This is a genomic window from Streptomyces sp. WY228 (assembly GCF_019287315.1).
GTDB lineage: Bacteria > Actinomycetota > Actinomycetes > Streptomycetales > Streptomycetaceae > Streptomyces > Streptomyces caviscabies.
Window position 1 is genome coordinate 770,922 of record NZ_CP079114.1, and the last position, 21,524, is coordinate 792,445.

9 protein-coding genes are annotated in these 21,524 nt (G+C 74.0%); 5 read left to right on the forward strand and 4 right to left on the reverse strand.

The features are described 5' to 3' along the window. Positions 1-818: 818 nt before the first annotated feature. The 4 genes from KV381_RS03280 to KV381_RS03295 all read left to right on the forward strand — a co-directional run bounded on the left by KV381_RS03280 (position 819) and on the right by KV381_RS03295 (position 16,411). The gene (locus tag KV381_RS03280; protein ID WP_218784428.1) at positions 819-1,985 is read left to right on the forward strand and encodes an SDR family oxidoreductase; all 1,167 of its coding nucleotides are present in this window, start codon (positions 819-821) and stop codon (positions 1,983-1,985) included. Positions 1,986-2,042: 57 nt separating this feature from the next. Next, positions 2,043-3,626: a PfaD family polyunsaturated fatty acid/polyketide biosynthesis protein gene (locus KV381_RS03285; RefSeq protein WP_218784430.1), complete on the forward strand. Its 1,584-nt coding sequence runs from the start codon at positions 2,043-2,045 to the stop codon at positions 3,624-3,626. 56 nt (positions 3,627-3,682) lie between these two features. Next, complete coding sequence (locus KV381_RS03290) at positions 3,683-9,706, forward strand: type I polyketide synthase (RefSeq protein ID WP_218784432.1); 6,024 nt, start codon at positions 3,683-3,685, stop codon at positions 9,704-9,706. A gap of 90 nt (positions 9,707-9,796) precedes the next feature. Further along, a complete protein-coding gene (locus KV381_RS03295) occupies positions 9,797-16,411 on the forward strand; it encodes a polyketide synthase (protein WP_218784434.1) in 6,615 nt (2,204 codons plus the stop codon). Positions 16,412-16,433: 22 nt separating this feature from the next. Here the strand turns inward: KV381_RS03295 and KV381_RS03300 are convergent, their stop codons facing one another. Further along, entirely contained in the window at positions 16,434-16,853 is a 420-nt protein-coding gene (locus KV381_RS03300; protein WP_218784436.1) for a hypothetical protein, read from the reverse strand. A 31-nt stretch (positions 16,854-16,884) separates the two neighbouring features. Beyond that, positions 16,885-17,295, reverse strand: coding sequence for a Fur family transcriptional regulator (locus KV381_RS03305; protein WP_030081500.1), 411 nt, complete (start codon positions 17,293-17,295; stop codon positions 16,885-16,887). A 385-nt stretch (positions 17,296-17,680) separates the two neighbouring features. Between KV381_RS03305 and katG the strand changes: the two genes are divergently transcribed. Beyond that, the gene (gene katG, locus KV381_RS03310) at positions 17,681-19,936 is read left to right on the forward strand and encodes a catalase/peroxidase HPI (RefSeq protein ID WP_086777200.1); all 2,256 of its coding nucleotides are present in this window, start codon (positions 17,681-17,683) and stop codon (positions 19,934-19,936) included. 93 nt (positions 19,937-20,029) lie between these two features. On the opposite strand, the gene KV381_RS03315 is transcribed toward katG, so the two are convergent. Further along, a complete protein-coding gene (locus KV381_RS03315; protein WP_218784438.1) occupies positions 20,030-20,641 on the reverse strand; it encodes a type VII secretion system-associated protein in 612 nt (203 codons plus the stop codon). Then, on the reverse strand, positions 20,634-21,383 hold the full coding sequence (locus tag KV381_RS03320) for a type VII secretion system-associated protein (protein WP_107422392.1): 750 nt from the start codon (positions 21,381-21,383) through the stop codon (positions 20,634-20,636). The genes KV381_RS03315 and KV381_RS03320 overlap by 8 nt, the downstream gene beginning before the upstream one ends. Positions 21,384-21,524 lie beyond the last annotated feature (141 nt).

Genomic DNA, 21,524 nt, shown 5'->3' on the forward strand with positions numbered 1-21,524 from the left:
TCGGGGCTCCCATTCGGGCCGGGGCGAATCGCGCTGACGAACCGGAGGGCGGTGGGACGTGAGCGGCAGGAGGCCACCGGTTCGGGGCGGCCCGTCCGCCCGGAACCGGCCCGGCGCACTGCCGGGTCCGGGCGATGGCCATCAGGATGACCATCGCCCGGAGCGGTTCCGCCCCACGTCGGCACGCCGCCCCGCCCCCGGCAGCCGGATTCCGGTCGTCCCCGCGGCCGTCGGCCGTATCCGCGGTCGGCCCCGGCGGCCCCCGGTTTCCTTGTCCTGCCGGGCTCGGCGGCCCCACCCGCCCACAGGCACTGTCGACATGGCGACTCTTTGACGCCGCCTTCGGACTCCCGCGACGGGTTCCCCCGAAAGGAGGACAGGGCTCCGACCACCGCCGTACGGATCCGTCCGCGCACGGCTGCCGCGCAGGTGAGGTGCCGCCCGGCCGCGCACCGGACCGGCGGCCCTTCACCCGCCTCGGGGTGGCGTACTTCGTTCGGGTGAGCAGCGGAGATCGAGGCGCGTTCTCCGCCGCTCGTCTGCCATTGTGTGCCGTGCGCCGGAGATCACCGGGTCCGAAAGGCCCGATAACACCCGTCCGGACGGGTGGTCGGAGAACCGGCGAGCAAGCACCAGCCGCACCGGACCGGCCGGACGAGCCGGACCGTGCGCGGTGCGATCGCCGGTGACGATCCGCGACGCAGGACGGCCGGTGCCGTCGTCCTCCTCCCGCATCCGGTCTCCGTAACGGCGGCACCGCCCTCCCTCCGCACACGGCCGGCGATCCGCCCCCTCTCACCGCCCTTGGAGCCACGCTCGTGCACGTCGCACTCACCGGCGCCACCGGATTCCTCGGACTGCGCCTGTTACGTCGCCTGCTCGACGCCCATCGGTCGGTGACGGTCCTGGCCCACGCCGGGTCGGGGGACGCGCTGCACCGCATCACCCGGTTCTTCGAAGTGACGGGTGCACCACAGGCGTTCATCGCCCGGCTCCCCGATCGGCTGCGGGTGGTGGAGAGCGATCTGACGCTGCCCCGGCTGGGGCTGCCCGCGCGGACGTTCCAGGAGCTGGCCGACAGCCTCGACGCGATCTGGCACAGCGCGGGCAGCATCAATCTCGAAGGGGACCTTCCCGAGCTGCGCCGGACCAACGTCGAAGGGACCCGGCGGGTGCTGGAGCTCGCGGCCTCGGGCCGTGGGTCGCCCGTGGTCCACCACGTGAGCACCGCGTTCGTGGCCGGGGCGCGGCGGGACGGGGTGGCGTACGAGGACGAGCTGGACGACACCGATGGTTTCGAGAACGCCTACGAACGGTCCAAGTACGAGGCGGAACTGCTGGTTCACGCCTGGTCCCGGAAGCACGGCCGTCCGGTCCTCGTGCTGCGGCCGAGCATTCTGGTCACCGACCTGCCGCCGCACCCCGAGCTGCCCTCACACCCACTGCAGGTCGTCGAGCGGATCCTGCGCGACGCGCGAAGCGCCGCCGCCGCGAGCCCGGCACCGTACAGCGGCGCGCCCGCCTCGGACGACTTCGCCGGGCCCCGGCCGCGCGTCCGCACCGTGGGACATCCGCACGGCCGGCTGAACCTGTTGCAGGTGGAGCACGCGGCCGAGGTCATGGTGCGGCTGGCCGGTCTGCGGCCCTCCGGCGGGGTCGACACGTACCACGTCGTCCATGACCGCGATGTGCCCGTGCCGGTGGTCGTGGCCCTGCTGGAGCGGCTGGTCCCGATCGCGATCGACCTGGTCGCCGCCAAGCCGGAGCGCCCGTCGGCGCTGGAGGCGCTGATCGACTTCTACCCGGGTGTGACGGTATACCTCGCCCATCGTCGGCGGTTCGACGCCACCCGGGTCAGGGTCCGGCTGGGGCCGTCGGCGGTCTCGGCTCCGGTGGGCCTCGACCACCTCTGGTCCGGTCTGGCCCCACAGGACAGGCCTCTCCCCGCCCCCCTGCCACCGCAGATCCCCACGACCGTCTCCTGACCGGCCGACCTCCTGACCTCCTGACCTGCCGATCTCCTCTTCCGTTGGAGTCTTCGCGTGTCCGTCCTCACCGTTCCCGGCGCCACCGCCGCGCCCCCGCCGGACTTCTCGCCCGAGGGGATCGCGGCCCGCGCCCGGCGGATCCGGGAACCCGTCCATGTCGTCAGCGGGCCGGACGGCCGGGAGCTGGGGCTCGCGACCGGCCCGTCGCCCGGCGGCCAGGTGCTGGGCACGCTGCCACCGCTGTACCCCGAGTGGCTCGGCGACCGTACGTTCTGCGAGGCGCACGGCGTCCGCTTCCCCTATGTCGCCGGTGAGATGGCGAACGGCATCGCGACCACCACGATGGTCGCGGCGATGGCCCGGGCCGAGATGCTCGGATTCTTCGGGGCGGGAGGTCTGGCGTACGACGAGGTGGAGCGGGCCGTGCACACGCTCGCGCACGAGCTGGAGTCCCGCTCGAACTGGGGTGTCAACCTCATCCACTCACCGGCCGAACCGGCGCTGGAGTTCCGGGTCGCCGAGCTGCTGCTGCGCTGCGGCGTCCCCCGGATCTCCGCGTCGGCGTTCATGGAGCTGACCCCGGCGGTCGTGCTGTGCGCGGCCCACGGGCTGCGCCGGGGCGCGGACGGCGGCGTCGTCCGGCGTACGCGTCTGTTCGCCAAGGTCTCGCGGCCCGAGGTGGCCGAGAGGTTCCTCTCCCCCGCACCGCCCGCCCTGCTGGAGCCACTCGTCGCCCGGGGGAAGCTCACCCGCGAGGAGGCGGAGCTGGCGGCCCTGGTGCCGGTGGCCGAGGACATCACCGTGGAGGCGGACAGCGGTGGGCACACCGACAACCGGCCGTTGTCGGTGCTGCTGCCGAGGATCACCGTCCTGCGCGACGCGTTGTGCCGGCGGTTCGGCTACCGCCGCCCGGTCCGGCTCGGCGCGGCCGGCGGTCTCGGCACCCCGGACGCGGTGGCCGCCGCCTTCGCCCTCGGCGCGTCCTACGTGGTCGTCGGTTCGGTGAACCAGACGGCGGTCGAGGCGGGCCTGTCCGACGAGGCCAAGGCGATGCTCTGCGAGGCGGACGTCGCCGATGTGGCCATGGCGCCCTCGGCCGACATGTTCGAACTCGGTGTGAAGCTCCAGGTGTTGTCCCGGGGCACGCTGTTCGCGCAGCGGGCCGGCCGGCTGTACGCGGCGTACCGGGACCACGGATCGCTGGAGGAGATCCCGTCCGCGCTGCGCACTTCGATCGAACGCGATGTGCTGCGCGCCCCGTTCGACGAGACCTGGCGGCACACGCGCGCGTTCTGGGAGCGGCGCGATCCCGCCGAGATCGCCCGTGCGGAGGCCGACCCCAAGCACCGTATGGCCCTGGTGTTCCGCTGGTACCTGGGCAGCTCCAGCCGGTGGGCGATCTCCGGGGAGGAGGCGCGGCGGGCCGACTACCAGATCTGGTGCGGACCGGCGATGGGCGCGTTCAACCGGTGGGTGGCGGGCACGTTTCTGGCCGAGCCGGCGCACCGGTCCGTGGTGCAGATCGCGCTCAACCTCCTCGAAGGGGCCGCCGTGCTCACGCGCGCCCATCAACTGCGCACCTACGGCGTTCCGTTGCCGACGGAAGCGTTCACCTGCCCGCCGTGCGAGCTGGCGTGAGCGGCCCCGGAGCGACCGACGTGCCGGTACCGACCGTTCGACCCCGAGGAGAGACCGTGCCCGGCTCCACCCCCCGTCAGGTCCCCGTCGCCGTGGTCGGCGTGGGCGCTCTGGTGCCCGGCGCGACGGACGCGGCCGGCTACTGGCGGATCGTGACCGGCGGCCGCGATCTGCTCACCGAGGTGCCCGCCTCCCGCTGGCGGGTGGAGGACCACTACGACCCGGACCCGGCCGCCCCCGACAAGACGTACGCCCGTCGGGGCGCCTTCCTGCCCGAGGTGGACTTCGACCCGATGGCCTACGGGGTGCTGCCGTCCAACCTGTCGGCGACGGACACCTCCCAGCTGCTCGCCCTGATGGTCGCCGACCAGGTGCTGAAGGACGCCGGCGGCCTGGGCGGGGTGGACCGGGACCGGACCGGTGTCGTTCTCGGCGCGGCCGCCCTCGAACTGCTTCCGCACATGTACGGGCGTGCCCAGCGCCCGCTGTGGCTCGCGGGTCTGCGGGAGAGCGGACTCGGCGAGGCCGAGGCGGAAGCGGTCTGCGACCGCATCGCGGCGCGCTTCGAGCCATGGCGGGAGTCGTCCTTCCCGGGGCTGCTCGGCAACGTGGTCGCGGGCCGGATCGCCAACCGGTTCGATCTGCACGGCGTCAACCACACCACCGACGCGGCCTGCGCCAGCTCGCTGGCGGCCCTGTCGACGGCGGTCGGTGAACTGGCCCTCGGCCGGGCCGACCTGGTGATCAGCGGTGGCGTGGACACCGGGAACGACGTCGGCATGTTCCTGTGCTTCTCCAAAACGCCCGCGCTCTCCCCCAGCGGCGACTGCCGCCCGTTCTCGACCGCGGCCGACGGCACCATGCTCGGCGAAGCGGTCGTCATGTACGCGCTGAAGCGGCTGTCCGACGCGGAGCGTGACGGCGATCGGATCCACGCGGTGATCCGGGGCATCGGCACCTCCTCCGACGGCAGGAGCACAGCGATCTACGCCCCGCTGCCCGACGGTCAGGCGCGGGCCCTGCGCCGCGCCTACGAGGAGGCGGGTTACGGGCCGGAGACCGTGGAGCTGGTCGAAGCGCACGGGACCGGCACGAAGGCCGGAGACACCGCCGAACTCGCCGCGCTCACCGAGGTGTTCGCCGCTTCGGGGCGCAAGGACGGCCAGTGGTGCGCGATCGGCTCGGTCAAGTCGCAGATCGGCCACACCAAGTGCGCGGCGGGTGCGGCGGGGCTGCTCAAGGCGGTGCTGGCCCTGCACCACAAGGTGCTGCCGCCGACGGTCAAGGTCGACCGGCCGAACCCGGCAGCCGCTGCCCCGGACGGCCCGTTCTACGTCAACACCGAGGTCCGCCCCTGGGTGCGCCCGGCCGGTCATCCGCGCCGCGCGGCGGTGTCGAGTTTCGGCTTCGGCGGCAGCAACTTCCATGTCACGCTGGAGGAGTACACGCCCTCGTCAGGACCGGGACGCGCGGCCCCGCGCCATCGCACGGCCCCGAGCGAACTCGTCCTGTTCAGCGGCGACTCCCCGTCGGACCTGGTCCCGCCCCTGCCGGACGACGGCCGTCCGCTGGCCGCACTGGCCCGGGAGAGCCACGCCGCCTTCTCGTCCGCCGCCCGGGTGCGGCTGGCCGTCGTCGCCACCGATGCCGAGGACCTGCGGAAGAAGTACGCGCAGGCGGCCGAGGCGATCCGGCAGCGGCCCGACGCGGCGTTCTCCACACCGTCCGGCATCCGGTACGCGCACGGGAAGGGCTCGCCCGGCCGTATCGGCTTCCTGTTCCCGGGGCAGGGGGCCCAGTACGTCGGGATGGGGGCCGGTCTCGCGATGCTGGCGCCGGCTGCCCAGACCGTGTGGGACCGGCTGGGGCCGACCCGCTTCGACGGGCGGGCCCTGCACCGGGTCGTGTTCCCGCCGCCCTCCTTCACCGACGAGGAACGCGCCGCTCGGGCGGCCTTGTTGGACGCCACCGAGTGGGCACAGCCCGCACTGGCAGTGCACGCGCTGGCGCTGCTGGAGGTGGTACGGGGGCTGGGGCTGCGGCCGGACTGCGTGGCGGGCCACAGCTTCGGCGAGCTGGTGGCGCTGCACTGCGCGGGGGCGCTGGACGCCGACGCGCTGGTGGGCCTGGCCCGCCGCCGCGGTGAGCTGATGCGGGACGCGGCGACCGCTTCCGGCGCGATGCTGGCGGTGGCGGCGGGCCGGGCGCAGGTGGCCGAGGTGCTGGCCCGTGGCGGCTTCGGTGACCTGTGGCCCGCCAACCACAACGCACCGCGCCAGGTTGTGCTTTCGGGCTCGGCGGAGGCGGTCGCGCGTGCCGAGAAGGCGTTCTCGACGGCGGGGGTCGGCACCCGTCGGCTGGCCGCGTCGACCGCCTTCCACAGTCCGCTGGTCGCCCCGGCCGTCGAACCGCTCGCCGCGTATCTGCGCACGGTGCCGCTCGCGGAGCCCCGGCTCCAGGTCTACGGCAACGCGGACGCGCGGCCGTATCCGTCGTCGCCGGACGAGGTGCGCCGCCGGATCGCCGGTCACCTCGCCTCACCGGTGCTCTTCGAGGACCAGATCGAGGCGATGTACGCGGCGGGGGTACGCACCTTCGTCGAGGTCGGCGCGGGTGCGGCGCTGACCGGCCTGGTCGGGCAGATCCTCGGCGACCGCGAGCACGCGGCGGTGCCCCTGGACCGGTCGGCCCGCCCCGGGGCCGACACCTTGCACGCCGCGCTCGGCGAACTGGCGGTACGCGGCGTCCCCCTCGAACTCGACACCCTCTGGGCCCCGTACGCCCCGCCCGAAGCCGCAGCGAAGGAGCCCGAGCCCCGGATGACCGTGAAGATCAGCGGCGGCAACTACGGTCAAGCGCCGCCGCCGCGCGCAGAGTTCGCCGTGCCGCCACCACGGGCCGCGTCCGTCGAGACGTCGCCGCGTGCCACGTCCGTCGAGGCGTCGCCGCCCGCACCGGCTCCCGCACCCGTATCCGTACCCACTCCCGTATCCGCGTCCCACACCCCGGCGGTTCCCATGCCCGCGCACGTCCCTTCCCCGATCCACACCCCGCAGCCGCCGTCGTACGGGACGGCTGTCGCCGACGGCGACCGGCTCGCCGCCGTCGAGAGCGTCCACCGGCAGACGGCGGAGGCTCATGCGGCCTGCCAACGCCTGATGGCGGAGAGCCACATGGCGTTTCTGCGCATGACCGAGACGACTCTGTCCGCCATGCTCGGGATGCCGGACGCGGACGCAGAGGTGGAGCTGACGGCCAACGCGCCGGCGCTGCCGCTGCCGCTGCCCCGTGCTGCGTCACCGCGCCCCGCACCGGCGGCCGTTGCGCCGTCTGCCACATCTGCCGCATCTGCCGCTGCACCTCCGGCGGTTCCGGCGGTTCCGGCGGTTCCGGCGGTCTCATCGGTTTCATCGGTTCCGTCAGCTTCTGCCGCAAGCGAGGTCCCCGCGCCGGAGGCCACTCCCGCTTCCGTCGACGACTCGGTGTCCCTGTCGCCGTCGGAGCTGGAGGAGTTGCTGCTGTCGGTGGTGGCCCAACTCACGGGCTATCCCGCAGCCATGCTCAACATGGACATGGAGCTGGAGGCGGATCTCGGCGTCGACTCCATCAAGCGCGTCGAGATCCTGTCGGCCGTGCGCCGGCGGGTGGGTGATGTGGCGGCGGGTGACGTCGGGCGACTCGGCAAGCTCCGTACGCTGCGCGAGATCGTCGAGGCGATCACGGGCGACGCCCGGCCCGTCGCGACCGTCGGGTCGTCCGTGGTCGCCGAAGCCCCTGCCCCGGCGGAAGCGGACCACGGGGCCGCCCAACGACCGCCGCTGACACGGCTGGTGCCGCGCATGGTGGCGGCTCCGGTGTCCGGGCTGGTGACGGCGGGGCTGCTGGACGGTCCGGTCGTGGTGACCGGCGAGGGCGGTGGCGGGTGCTCGATCGTCTCGCTCGTGGCCCGGAAGCTCACCGAGCACGGCGTGGACGCGACCGCCGCGAAGGAGGTGCCCGAGGGCGCCCGTGGTGTCATCCACCTCGGAGCGCTCACCGCGAGCGGTGATCCGGACGCGGCGCGGGAGGTCCACCGGTCGGCGCTGCGCGCGGCGCGTGCGGTGGCGTCACGGGCGGCGGCGGACGGCGGGGTGTTCGTGAGCGTCCAGGACACCGGGGGCGACTTCGGGCTCGGCGGCCGCGCGGCCGGCCGGGCGTGGCTGGGCGGGGTCGCCGGGCTGGCCAGGACCGCGGCGAAGGAGTGGCCGGACGCCTCGGTCAGGGTCGTCGACTGCGAGCGGGGCGGCCGGGACGACGAGGAGGTCGCCGAGGCCGTCGTACGGGAACTCCTCCGGGGCGGGGGCGACCCCGAGGTCGGTCTCCGCGCGGACGGCGCCCGCGCCGTCCTGCGCATGGCGGCCGAACCCGTGACGCCCGGCGGCGCGGGCCGGATCACCGCCGACTCGGTGATCGTGGCCACCGGCGGGGCGCGCGGGGTGACCGCCGCCGCCCTGCTCGACCTGGCCCGGACCCACCGTCCACGGATCGTGCTGCTGGGCCGGACCGATCCGGCCGCCGAGCCGGCCGGGCTGGAGGCGGCGGCCGACGAGGCGGCGCTCACCCGTCTGCTCGCGGACCGTCCGGCCGAGCTCGCGGCGGACTCCTCGCCCGCCCGGATCGCGGAGCGGGCCCGGGAGATCCTGGCAGCGCGCGAAGTACGGTCGACCATCGCGGAGTTGGAGGCGGCGGGGTCAGCCGTCCGATACGTGCGGGCGGACGTCCGCGACGCCGACGCCCTCGCCGCCGCACTGAGCGAGGTGCGCGAGACCTGGGGGCCGGTCACCGGCATCGTGCACGGCGCGGGAGTGCTGGCCGACAAGCTGATCGCCGACAAGACCGACGAGCAGGCCGAGTTGGTGATGTCCACCAAGGTGGACGCTCTGCGGGCGCTGCTGGCGGCGACGGCGGACGATCCGCTGGACACGATCTGTCTGTTCTCCTCGGTGGCGGCCGTGTTCGGCAACGCTGGGCAGAGCGACTACGCCCTGGCCAATGAGGTGCTCCGCCAGGTCGCCTCGGCCGAGCAGGCACGCCGCCCCGGCTGCCTGGTGCGGTGCGTGGCCTGGGGGCCCTGGCAGGGCGGCATGGTCACCCCGGCCCTGGCCGCGCACTTCGGCAGGTCCGGGGTGCCGCTGATCCCCCTGGCGCAGGGTGCCGCCGCGTTCACCGCCGAGCTGGACGGGGCCGTCGGCGAGGTCTGCGTCGTCCTGGCGGCCGGGGACGATCCGGCCGCCCTGTCCCCGGCCGGAGCCGCGCGCCGCGCCCAGCTGCTGGTGCGCGCGGACACGCTGCCGCAGGTGGCCGACCACGCGCCCGCCGGGACTCCGGTGCTGCCCGTGGCCCTGGTCCTGGACTGGTTCGCGGGCGCGGCCACGGCCTGGCTGCCGCAGGCTGGGCGGCTGGTCCTGCGCGATCTGCGGGTGTACCAGAAGTACGCCCTGCCCGAGCTGTCCGGGGCGGGGCACCGGCTCACCGTGCTCGGCGGCGGGGCCGCGCCCGGTTCGCCGTCGGGTCTGGAGGCGGAGCTGCGGGGCGAGGAGGGCCCGGCCCGCTTCCGGGCCGTGCTGGACACCGGGTTCGAGGAGCCCGATGCGGCCGCCTGGGACACCCCGGACGGTCTGAAGCCGCTCGACCGGACCGATCCGTACGACGGGGACGTCCTCTTCCACGGCCCCCGGTTCCATGCCCTGCGCAGGGTGCGCGGTGTCTCGGAGCACGGGGCCGAGGCCACCGTCGCGGGCCTGCGGGCGCTGGACTGGGAAGCGGGCGGGCACGGGCCGCTCGACCCGGCCGCGGTGGACGGCGCGCTCCAACTCGCGCTGCTCTGGGGCGAGAAGGCGCTCGGTGCGGCGACGCTGCCGATGGCCGTCGCCGAATGCCGGGTGCACCGGCGCGGCCCGGTGGACGGCACCGTGCGCTGTGTGGTGCGCGGACGGAAGACGCACGACACGGGGGCGCGTTGCGACGCGGCACTGATCGACGCCGACGGGTCCGTCCGGCTCGAACTGCTCGGCGTGGAACTCGTCCGCCGCCCCTCCTGATTCCTGACCCCACTGCCGCCACTCCTGATCCCACTGCCGCCCTCCCGGCCCCGCCGCCCGGGCCCGGCCCCGCCGTGAAGCGAGATCCCCATGCATGTCGAACCGATCGCCGTCGTCGGACGGGGCTGTGTGCTGCCCGGCGCGCTGGACCCGGACACGTTCTGGGAGAACATCGCGGCCGGCCGCGTCAGCCTGTCGGCCGCCCCGGCGGACCGGTGGCGGCTGCCGCGCCGCTGGGCGATGGGTTCGGTGGACGACCACCTCGACCGGACCTGGACCGATGTCGGCGGTTACGTCCACGGGTTCGACTCCGTCTTCGATCCGGGCGGCTTCGACCTCGCCCCGGAGCGGATCGCCTCGCTGGACCCGCTCTTCCACTGGGTGCTGCACGGGGTGCGGCAGGCGCTCACCGAGGCGGGCCGCACCGGTCGGCTGCCGCGCGGGGGGCTGGTGCTGGGGAATCTGTCGTACCCCACACCCACCGGTGCGGCCTTCGCCGAACATGTCTGGCTGTCCGCACAGCGGCCCCGGCTCCGCGACGCCCTGCTCACGGGCGGGCACCATACGCGCCCGGACGCCCGCAACCGCTTCTCCTCCGGGCTGCCCGCCCTCCTCGCGGCCCGTGCGCTCGGCCTCGGCGCGGGGGCGTGGTCCCTCGACGCCGCCTGCGCGTCCTCGCTGTACGCGATCAAGCTGGCATGCGACCGGCTGCACGACCGCACGGCCGACCTGATGGTGGCGGGCGCGGTCAGCCGCCCCGATCCTCTCTACCTCCACATGGGGTTCTGCGGGCTGTCCGCGACGAGCCGCACCGGACGCAGCCGCCCCTTCCACCGTGACGCGGACGGGCTGATGCACGGCGAGGGCGCCGGGTTCGTCGCCCTGATGCGGCTGTCCGACGTCCGTGCCGCGGAGCTGCCCGTGCTCGGCGTGATCCGCGGTGTGGGGCTGTCCAACGACGGGCGTGGTTCCGGGCTGATCAGCCCGTCGGAGGAGGGCCAGGTGCGGGCCATGCGCCTGGCGTACGACGTGGCGGGCGTCGCTCCGGAGTCGGTGTCGCTCGTCGAGTGCCATGCGACGGGGACGCCGGTCGGGGACGCGGTGGAGGCGCGCGGCATGGCCCGGGTCTTCGGGGCGGCCGAGGACGTGCCCATCGGTTCGGCGAAGTCCAACGTCGGGCATCTGCTGGCCTCGGCGGGTGTGGCGGGGCTGCTTAAGGTGCTCGGTGCGATGCGTGCGGGGGTGCGGCCGGCGACGCTCGGCGCACAGCAGCCCCTGGACGCGCTGGCGGGCACGCCGTTGCGGGTGCTGGGCGCGCCGGAGGAGTGGGCGGGGCCGCGCAGGGCGGCGGTCAGCGCCTTCGGTTTCGGCGGGACCAACGCCCACCTGATCGTCGACGCCCCGGACAGCGCCGCCCCGCCTGCGGGCCCCCGGCCGGTGCGCGCCCCGCTCTCCACCGCTCGGGCCGACGGACCGACGCCCCGAGCCGCAGGCGCTGCCCCTGCCCCGGAACCGGCTCCGCCCTCGCCCCCGGCAGCCGACGCACCCCGCACCCGCACACCGGTGGCGATCGTGGCCGTCGGCGCGCGGGTCGGTGAGGGAACGTCCGCCGAGGACCTGCGCCGGGCGGTGCTGGGCGGTGAACGGCGGGGCCCTGTCGCGGAGATCGCCGTGGAGTTGACGGACCTGTGCTTCCCGCCGCTGGCGCTGGAGCGGACCGTACGCCATCAGCTCCTGGTCCTGGAGGCCGCCCGGGAGGCCGTACGGACGGTGCGTCTGCCCCGTGAGCGGACCATGGTGGTCATCGGTACGGGGGTGGACCCGGAGGTGGCCCGCGCGGGCGCCCGCTGGCGGATTCCGTACTGGCTGGAGCGGTCGGGTGCGCGGATCACGGACGGGGCGGCGGATCTCGCCCGGGAGGCGTTCACCCCGCCGATGACGGCGGAGGGTGTGGTGGGCAGCATGCCGAACCTCGCGGCGAACCGCATCAGCACCCAACTGGACCTGGCCGGGCCCGGGTTCACGGTGTCGGCGGAGGAGGCGTCCGGGCTGGTGGCGCTGGAGGTCGCGGCGCGGGCCATCCGCTCGGGCGAGGCCGATGCCGCGCTCGTCGGCGCCACCGACCTGTCCTGCGAAGCCGTCCACCGGGCCGCCCTGCGGGAGCTCGGCCGGACGGAAGAGGCCGGGGACGCGGCGGTCGTGCTGGTCCTCAAGTCCCTGGACGCCGCCCGCGGGGACGGCGACACCGTCGTCGCGCTGCTGGACGAGGAGGCCGACGGCACCCCCGACATGGTCATCGGCGACGGCCCGGACGCGGTGTTCGACCCGGCGTCCGCGTTCGGGCGTGCTCACGCGGCGTCCGGGCTGGTCTCCGTCGCGGTGGCGGCGCTCTCGCTCCAGCACCGCGCGATCCCCCGCCCGGGCGGGCCCGCGGACACCGCGGCCGTCGCCCACACCGCGCGGGCCGTGGTCGCACCGCTGGAGGGGCCGCCCGCGAGCGTACGGCTGCGCGCGGGGGACGCCCGGCCGTGGCTGCGGGGCCCGGCCCCGCGCCTCCAGGTGTTCTCCGGGGCCGACCGCGCGGGCGTGCTGGCCGCGCTGGAATCCGGTACGGAGTCCTCGGCGGGCCCGGCCCGGCTGGCGCTCGTGGTCGACGGCGGCACCTCGTCGGCGAACCGCAGGGAAGCGGCCCGCCGTTGGCTGACGGAGGGCGGGATCCGTCCGGCCGATGTCCTGTACCGGGACGGTCCCGTCACCGGGCAGACCGCCTTCGTGTACACCAACGGCTCGGCCGCCTACCCCGGAATGGGCCATGAACTGGCGCTCGCGTGGCCGTCGCTGGGCGAGACCGTCCGGGAACGGCACCGGGCGGTGGGGGCGCGGCTGCGGGCTCGGGAGGAGCCCGGCGTGCTCGGACAGATCTGGGCGGTCGCCGAACTGGCCGTCTTCCACACGGTGTTCAGCCGTGATGTCCTCGGGCTGCGGCCGGACGCCGCGATCGGCTACTCCTCGGGCGAGTCGACGGCACTGGTCGCGCTGGGCGCCTGGCCGGACGCCCCGGGGCTGTACGAAGCCACCCGGGACAGCGGTCTGTTCACCACCGAACTCACCGGTGAACTGCGGGCGGTGCGGCGCTACTGGCGGCAGCGGGGCATCCGGGGAGAGAGGTGGTCGAGCCATCTGATCGCCGCACCGGTGGAGACCGTCCGGGCGGAGCTGGCCGGGGAGGCCGCGGTCCATCTGATGGCGGTGAACGCGCCCGGGGTCTGTGTCATCGGTGGCGAGTCCCGGGCGTGCTCGGCCGTCGTGGCGAGGATCGGCGCCGACCTGGCGATCGAGCTGGACTACGACATGGCCGCCCACGCCCCGGAGTTGGCGGAGGTCCGCGAGGTGTGGCGCGAGGCCCACCGCCGCCCCACGGTCGAGGTGCCCGGGGTCCGGTTCTACAGCGGGGCCACCGGCCGGGCGTACCGGCCGACGACCGAGCGGGCCGCCGAGGCGCTCACCGCCCAGGGCCTCGGAACGATCGACTTCGCGGCCACCATCGAGCAGGCGTGGGCGGACGGGGTCCGGATCTTCGTGGAGCACGGGCCGCGAAAACTGTGCACCGGCTGGATCCAGCGGGTGCTCGGCGACCGGGAGCATGTGGCCGTCGCGCTGGACGCCCCGGGCGACACCGGGCTGCGGCAGCTGTGTCTCGCGGTCGGCGAACTCGTCGTCGCCGGAGTGCCGGTGGACGCCGACGCGCTGCTCGCCCGACTCGCCGAGGCCGCGACGGACCTCCCGCACCCCGGCCCCGCGGTCACCGTTCCCGTACCCCCCTCTCCGCGCCTACCGCCCCTGGAGCCCGCCGTGACCGTACTGCCCCGGGCCCCCGAACTGGCCCCGGTACCGGACCGGAACCCCGGCCCGCCACCGTCCACCGACATCGCCGTCGCCGTGCCGCCCTCCGCCCCGGCCCAGCGGTCCCGGCCGCCCGCCGGAGCCGACCGGGAGCCGGGGACAGCGGGGGTCGGCGGCCTGATCGCCCGGCAGCACCTGCGGGTCGCGGCGGTGCACCAGGAGGTCATGGCCGCGCACACCGAGGCGCACCAGCGGTTCCTGCGCATGTCCGCGCGCACCGTCACGGCGCTGACCACCGCGGCAACCACCGCGGGATCCGCACCAGCGCCCGTACGTCTGCCCGCCGAGGCGCCCGTACGCCTGCCCGCCACTCCAGCGGCAGCGCAGGGGCCGGCCTTCGACCGCGCCCAGCTGGAGCATCTCGCCTCCCGTGAGATCTCCGCCCTGTTCGGTCCGCGCTTCGCCGAGCAGGACGGCTACGCGGTGCAGACCCGGATGCCCGGGCCGCCCATGCTCTTCGCCGACCGGGTCACCGGCATCGACGCGGTGCCCGCGGCGCTCGTGCTGCCGGGCCCGGTCCGCACGGACGGGAGGATCTGGACGGAGACCGATGTCCTGCCCGACAGCTGGTACCTGGACTCCACGGGGCGGATGCCGGCCGGGGTGCTGATCGAGGCGGGCCAGGCCGATCTGCTGCTGCTCAGCTGGCTGGGGGTCGATCTCCTCAACCGGGGCGAGCGCGCCTACCGGCTGCTCGGCTGCGAGGTGACGTTCCACGGCAGCCCGCCGCGCCCCGGCGACACCCTGTGCTTCGAGATCCATGTCGACGGCCACGCGGAGGCGGACGGGGTCCGGCTGGCCTTCTTCCACTACGACTGTTACGTGGACGGTGAGCTGCGGCTCAGTGTCCGCGAGGGCCAGGCCGGCTTCTTCACCCCGGCGGAGCTGGCCGGCAGCGGTGGGGTCCGCTGGGATCCCGCCGAGCACGCGCCCGGGGACGGTCTGCCGCTCGATCCGCCGGCATTGCGCTGCGAGCGGAGCCGGTTCGGCACGGACCTGCTGCGCGCGCTGGCGCAGGGGCGTCCGGCGGAGTGCTTCGGGCCCGGCTGGGAGGCGACGGCGGCCCATGTGCGGTCGCCCGTGCTGGACGAGGAGCGGCTGCGGCTGCTGGACGAGGTCACGGCGTTCAACCCGTCCGGTGGGCCATGGGGCCGTGGATATCTGCGCGCGGAGACCGCGGTTTCGCCCGACGACTGGTTCTTCACCGGGCACTTCAAGAACGACCCCTGCATGCCGGGCACACTGATGCTGCAGGGCGGTCTCCAGGCGATGGCGTTCTATCTGACGGCCATGGGCTTCACCGTCGACCGGGACGGCTGGCGGTTCGAACCGGTCGACGAGCAGCCCGCGACGGCGATGTGCCGGGGCCAGGCGACCCCGGAGTCCCGGCGGGTCGTGTACGAGCTGTTCGTACGCGGCGTCTCGGCCGGTCCGGTGCCGACCCTCCACGCCGATGTCCTCGGCTCGGTCGACGGGGTGAAGGCGTTCCTGGGCCGTGGCATGGCGCTCCGGCTGGTCCCCGACTGGCCGCTGTCGCACTGGCGGCACACCGGCCCGCCCGCGGTGCAGGCCGACGGGGTGCCGGTGCCGCTGCCGCGGCTGGGCGGGCTGGCGGGGCACCGGGAGGAGGGGCCGGTGGCCGTGGCGGCCGACGGATTGCCCTTCGACCGGGCGTCGTTGCTGGCGTGCGCCTGGGGCCGGCCGAGCGAGGCGTTCGGCGCGATGTACGAACCCTTCGACGGCACCCGGCGGGTGGCCAGGCTGCCCGGACCTCCGTACCACTTCATGAGCCGGATCGTGTCGGTGGACGGTCCGCAGGGCGGGATGCGGGAGGGCAGCGTCGTCGTCGCCGAGTACGACGTACCGGACCGGGCGTGGTTCTTCGAGGAGAACGCCGGCCGCACCATGCCGTTCGCCGTCCTCATGGAGGTCGCGCTGCAGCCCTGCGGGTGGCTCGCCTCGTACGTGGGCAGCGCGACGACCAGCGGGACGGACCTGCTGTTCCGCAACCTCGACGGGACGGGAACCGTCACCGGCGAGGTCACCCCGGCGACGCGTACGGTCCGCACCAGGGCCGAACTGACACGTCTGTCGCACAGCGGAGACATGATCATCGAGTCGTTCCGGGTGACGTGCACCGCCGACGACATGGGCGTGTTCGAACTGTCCACGGTCTTCGGCTACTTCCCCCCGGCGGCCTTCGACGACCAGCAGGGCCTGGCGACTTCGGCGGACGACCGGACCCGTCTGTCCGAGCCCTGCGGCCGTACGGTCGACCTGACCGCCCGCCCCGCCCGGTACTGCTCGGGCGAACCACGCCTGCCGGGACCGATGTTGCTGATGCTGGACCGGATCACGGGCTACTGGCCGGACGGCGGAAGCGCGGGACTCGGCCGGCTGAGGTCGGAGAAGGACGTCCACCCGGACGCGTGGTTCTTCCGGGCCCATTTCTTCCAGGACCCGGTGCAGCCCGGCTCGTTGGGGATCGAGGCCATGTGCCAGCTCCTCCAGTTCCACCTGCTCGAACAAGGAGCGGCCGACGGGATCGCCGCCCCCGGGTTCGAACCGGTGCTGCCCGGCCGCGAGGTGACCTGGACGTACCGCGGTCAGATCACCCCGGCCGACCGGCTGATCCGGGTGGACATGGACATCGTGGAGAGCGGCACGGACGCGCGGGGCCCCTATGCCGTGGCGGACGCGTCGCTGTGGGGCGACGACACCTGCATCTACCGGGTCCGGGGGCTGGGCATGCGCGTGGTACCGGGGGCCGCGTACGTACCGCTACCGGCGCCCGCACCGTGAGCGGGGTCGGGAGCACGCGCCGCTACAGCTCGTAGTCCTCGGCCAGTCGCTCCCAGCGGAGCCCACGCAGCGCGGCATCGGCGTCCTCGCCCGCCGGCACCTCCGTCGTAGCCTGGAACCAGGCGACGACCAGGGCGGAACCGTCCATGGCCGGGTCGAGCGCCGAGGAGTCGAAGGCGCCGATGCACGCCACGGGAGGAAGCACCTCGACGGGCCCGAAGGCGCCCGGGGTCCCGTCCGGGTACTCACGGGAGGGCTCGACGCAATGGACCCGCATGGCGGAATACTCGCGTTCGGCCTGCCGCTGGAGCCAGCCGACCCTCAGGTCGTTGACGCGCTTGCACGGGTAGCCCTCCAGCATGCCGCCGTAGGTCGAGGACATCCGCAGCTCGGTGAGCCGGATCGTACGGCCGGACGTGAGGACCATGTGGCTCAGCGACATGCCGACACCCTAAGGCGACGCTGTCGCACACTCAGGCGCAGGACGGGCACAAGCCGCGGTAGGTGATCTCCACCGAGCCGACGGCGAAGCCGAACCGCTCGGCCTCGGGCAGGTCGCCGATGGCGTTGCCGGCCGGGTGGACGTCGCGGACCGTGCCGCAGCCGGAGCACACCAGGTGCTGGTGGGGGCGGCGCGCGTTCGGGTCGTAGCGCTTGGCCCGGCCCACGGTGGAGACCTCCAGCACCTCGCCGAGCGCGACGAGCTCGCCCAGCGTGTTGTAGACGGTCGCGCGGGAGATCTCGGGCAGTCGTGCGGCGGCCTGCAGGTGCACCTCGTCCGCCGTCAGGTGCACATGGTCGCCGTCGAGGACCTCCGCGACGACGCGCCGCTGCGAGGTCAACCGCCAGCCACGGCTCCGCAGCCGCTCAAGGAGGTCACTCATCTCGTCTCACCTGCTCCGGTTCGCGGGGGACGTACGGCCTCGGAAGATCCGACGACACACGCCTCGACCATTGTAGTTTTAGCGCACTTCTTGACTTGGACGAAGTCCATCGTAGGATCGATCCCGGCGACATCCAAGAGACAGGAAGACTCCGGTACTGCAGCAGAGACACGCGGCGGGGCTCCGCCGGTCGACCGCACAGCGCCGCCGGCCGGCCAGGTGCCGTCCTCGCCACACCGCCCGGGACCGTCCGGTCCGGTGGTCCGTGAGGCGTTCGGACGACCCGCGGTGAGTCCCCGGCACACAGCGTGCCCCCTTCTGCACGGCCCGAATCCTCCTCCCCCGTTCAGCGCCCCACGACCCGCCGGGTCCGGAAGGATTGCTCATGACCGAGAACCACGAGTCGCACGTCTTCGACCCCGTCACCCCGGATTCGCCCGAGACGGCCGTCCCCGAGGTGCCCGAGGCGCAGGCGAGCGGCTGCCCCGTGGCGCACGGCCGCGCGCCGCACCCCACGCAGGGCGGCGGAAACCGCCAGTGGTGGCCGGACCGCCTCAACCTGAAGATCCTCGCCAAGAACCCCGCCGTGGCGAACCCGCTCGGCGCGGACTTCGACTACGCGGCCGCGTTCGAGGCGCTCGACCTGCCCGCGGTGAAGCGGGACATCGCCGAGGTGCTCTCCACCTCGCAGGACTGGTGGCCCGCCGACTTCGGCAACTACGGACCGCTGATGATCCGGATGGCCTGGCACAGCGCCGGCACGTACCGCATCAGCGACGGCCGCGGTGGCGCGGGCGCAGGTCAGCAGCGGTTCGCCCCGCTGAACAGCTGGCCGGACAACGGCAACCTGGACAAGGCCCGCCGGCTGCTGTGGCCGGTCAAGAAGAAGTACGGCCAGGCGCTGTCCTGGGCCGACCTGCTGATCCTCACCGGCAACGTCGCCCTGGAGACCATGGGCTTCAAGACCTTCGGCTTCGCCGGTGGTCGCGAGGACGTCTGGGAGTCGGAGGAGGACGTCTACTGGGGCCCGGAGACCACCTGGCTCGACGACGAGCGCTACACCGGCGACCGTGAGCTGGAGAACCCGCTCGGCGCGGTCCAGATGGGCCTGATCTACGTCAACCCCGAGGGCCCCAACGGCAACCCGGACCCGATCGCGGCCGCCCGCGACATCCGCGAGACCTTCCGCCGGATGGCGATGAACGACGAGGAGACCGTCGCCCTCATCGCCGGTGGCCACACCTTCGGCAAGACGCACGGCGCGGGCCCGGCCGAGAGCGTCGGCGCGGACCCGGAGGGCGCCCCGCTGGAGGAGCAGGGCCTCGGCTGGCGCAGCTCGTACAAGTCGGGCAAGGGCGGCGACGCCATCACCAGCGGTCTGGAGGTGACCTGGACCAGCACGCCGACGCAGTGGGGCAACGAGTTCTTCCACAACCTCTTCGCCTACGAGTACGAGCTGACCAAGTCCCCCGCCGGCGCGCACCAGTGGGTCGCCAAGGACGCGGAGGCGACCATCCCGCACGCGCACGACGCGTCGAAGAAGCAGAAGCCGCAGATGCTCACCACCGACCTGTCGCTGCGCTTCGACCCGGCGTACGAGCAGATCTCGCGCCGCTTCCACGAGAACCCGGAAGAGTTCGCGGACGCCTTCGCCCGCGCCTGGTACAAGCTGACGCACCGTGACATGGGCCCGATCCAGCGCTACCTGGGCCCGGAGGTGCCCTCCGAGGTGCTGCTGTGGCAGGACCCGCTGCCCGCGCGGACCGGTGAGCCGCTGGACGCCGCGGAGATCGCCGCGCTCAAGGAGCAGGTGCTCGCCACGGACCTGACGGTGGCGCAGCTGGTCTCCGCCGCCTGGGCCTCGGCCTCTTCCTTCCGCGGCAGCGACAAGCGCGGCGGCGCCAACGGCGCCCGGGTCCGTCTGGAGCCGCAGCGCGGCTGGGAGGCGAACGACCCGGACGAGCTGGCCCAGGTCGTCCGCGCGCTGGAGAGCATCCAGGAGTCCTTCAACGCCAAGGGCGGCAAGCAGGTCTCGCTGGCCGACCTGATCGTCCTCGCGGGCGGCGCGGCCGTCGAGCAGGCGGCCAAGGACGCCGGTGTCGAGGTGGAGGTGCCGTTCACCCCGGGCCGGGTCGACGCCTCGCAGGAGCAGACGGACGTCGAGTCCTTCGCCGCCCTGGAACCGGCGTACGACGGCTTCCGCAACTACGTCGGCAAGGCGGCCCGGCTGCCCGCCGAGTACCTGCTCCTGGACCGGGCGAACCTGCTGACGCTGAGCGCCCCGGAGACCACCGTCCTGGTCGGCGGTCTGCGGGTGCTGGGCGCCAACACCGGCGGCTCGAAGCACGGCGTCCTCACCGACCGCCCGGGCACGCTGACCAACGACTTCTTCGTGAACCTGCTCGACCTGGGCATCACCTGGAAGTCCACGTCGTCGGCGCAGGACGAGTTCGAGGCCCGGGACGCGTCCGGCAAGGTCAAGTGGACCGGCACCCGTGCCGACCTGGTCTTCGGCTCCAACTCCGAGCTCCGTGCCCTCGCCGAGGTGTACGCGAGCGACGACGCGCGGCAGAAGTTCGTGACGGACTTCGTCGCGGCCTGGACCAAGGTCATGGACCTGGACCGCTTCGACCTGGTCTGACAGCCCTTGCCTCTCCTCCTGCGCGCAGGAGGAGAGGCTCCGGCGGTGGGGCCGATTCCGGCCCCGGTGGACGCCCTCGGCTGTGCGCTCTTTTCATGGCCGGGACGCCGGAGCCCCGATCCCTTCCGCCAGGATCTCCGCAAGCCCCTCCGTGGCCAGCACCATGCCGACAGCCGCCGAACTGTTGAGGAACAGACGGTGTCCGGAGGGGATTCTGGTGAGCAGTTCCGAAACCGGCAGCGTGACGGATGCCAGCTGCCCGATGCTCCGGAGGTAGCGCTCGGAGGTGTACACGGGGACGACTGCCGTGCCGTCGGGTGCCGACGCGCTCACCGGAACGCCGTCCGCCGTGACCGGTACCGCGACCTCGGCCCCGGCCAGTGCGGCGGTGACGTCCTCGGCCGGACCGTACCCGGTGGTGGCGAGCTGGACGGCACGGTCCACCGCGTCGGCCGGCTCCGGCCACCCCATTGCCTCCGGCGACGGGCGGTACGCCTCGTTGTCCTCCCACTCCACGATCTCTCCCGTCGAGTCGGAGCGCCACTGGCCGACCACGGCCCACTCCGGTGGCGGCCCGTCACCCTGCCAGGCAGGGTCGGCCAGGTAGAGCCAGTGGTCGGGTGCCAGACGGGCGGCCTCCACGAACTCCTCGGGGGGCGCGGGATCCAGAGCGGAGGTGGATGTCCGGACGCCGGGCTCAGTCATGGTCTCCTCGTTCACCGGGGGTGCCTGCATCGGGGGTTTCGGTTCCGCCGGCCGGGGCCGGTGCCGTCTCCTCCCACCGCGCCCGCAGTTCGTCCGCAGCCACCAGCTGGGCCGCCGGGGCGGACGCGCTGAGGAACATCACGTCCCGTCCGGGCGGAAGCAGGTCGAGGAGTTCGGACAGCGTCATCATCACATGCGGGGGGAACCGGTCCGGTGGCGCCTGCGGGGACTCCGGGAAGACCGGCAGTGCGAGGGCGCCGCCGGGGAGACGTGTCCACCCCGGTCGGCCGTCCTCGCCCACGCAGACGGCCACCGCCGCGGCCTCGGCGAGCGCCAGGGCCACGTCCGACGCGGGACCGTACCCGGTGGAGGCCAGCTGTACGGCGGCGTCGGCGTCGCTGACCGGTGGGGCCCAGCCCCGTGCGGCGGGCGAGGGACGATAGTCCGGGTTGGGCTCCCATTCCACGATCCGGCCGCGCGCATCACTGCGCCAGCGGCCGAGGACGGCCCATGGGGGCGCCGGTTCCTCGTCGTTCTCGCCCAGCCAGTGTCGGTCGGTCACCGAAAGCCAGTGGTCCGGCGCGATACGGGCTGCCGCGACCATGTCCGCGGGCGGGACCGGAAAGCCCGGGTCGCCGACGGCGACCACCCCGGCGTCAGGCGTCCGGGCCCGGCCTTCCGTCGCGCCACCGTGAGCGCTCGGCCCAGGGGCGTCCGAGGGACGTGCGTCAGAGTCCGGCATCGAGGTCGCTCCAGAGCGTCATGCCGCGCGGGCGTGCGGCTCGGGTCATGTGGTCGCACGGGCGGCACCGCGAGGCGTCGCCCGGAGAGGAGGGCCCGAGGGAGGACCATCGGGCGGTCCAGGAGCGGGGGGCGACGGCCG

Bases quoted from the DNA above. Each gene is read 5' to 3' on its own strand.
- KV381_RS03320 (WP_107422392.1), bottom strand. From the start codon at position 21,383: ATGCCGGACTCTGACGCACGTCCCTCGGACGCCCCTGGGCCGAGCGCT.
- KV381_RS03295 (WP_218784434.1), top strand. From the start codon at position 9,797: ATGCATGTCGAACCGATCGCCGTCGTCGGACGGGGCTGTGTGCTGCCC.
- KV381_RS03315 (WP_218784438.1), bottom strand. From the start codon at position 20,641: ATGACTGAGCCCGGCGTCCGGACATCCACCTCCGCTCTGGATCCCGCG.
- KV381_RS03305 (WP_030081500.1), bottom strand. From the start codon at position 17,295: ATGAGTGACCTCCTTGAGCGGCTGCGGAGCCGTGGCTGGCGGTTGACC.
- KV381_RS03300 (WP_218784436.1), bottom strand. From the start codon at position 16,853: ATGTCGCTGAGCCACATGGTCCTCACGTCCGGCCGTACGATCCGGCTC.
- katG (WP_086777200.1), top strand. From the start codon at position 17,681: ATGACCGAGAACCACGAGTCGCACGTCTTCGACCCCGTCACCCCGGAT.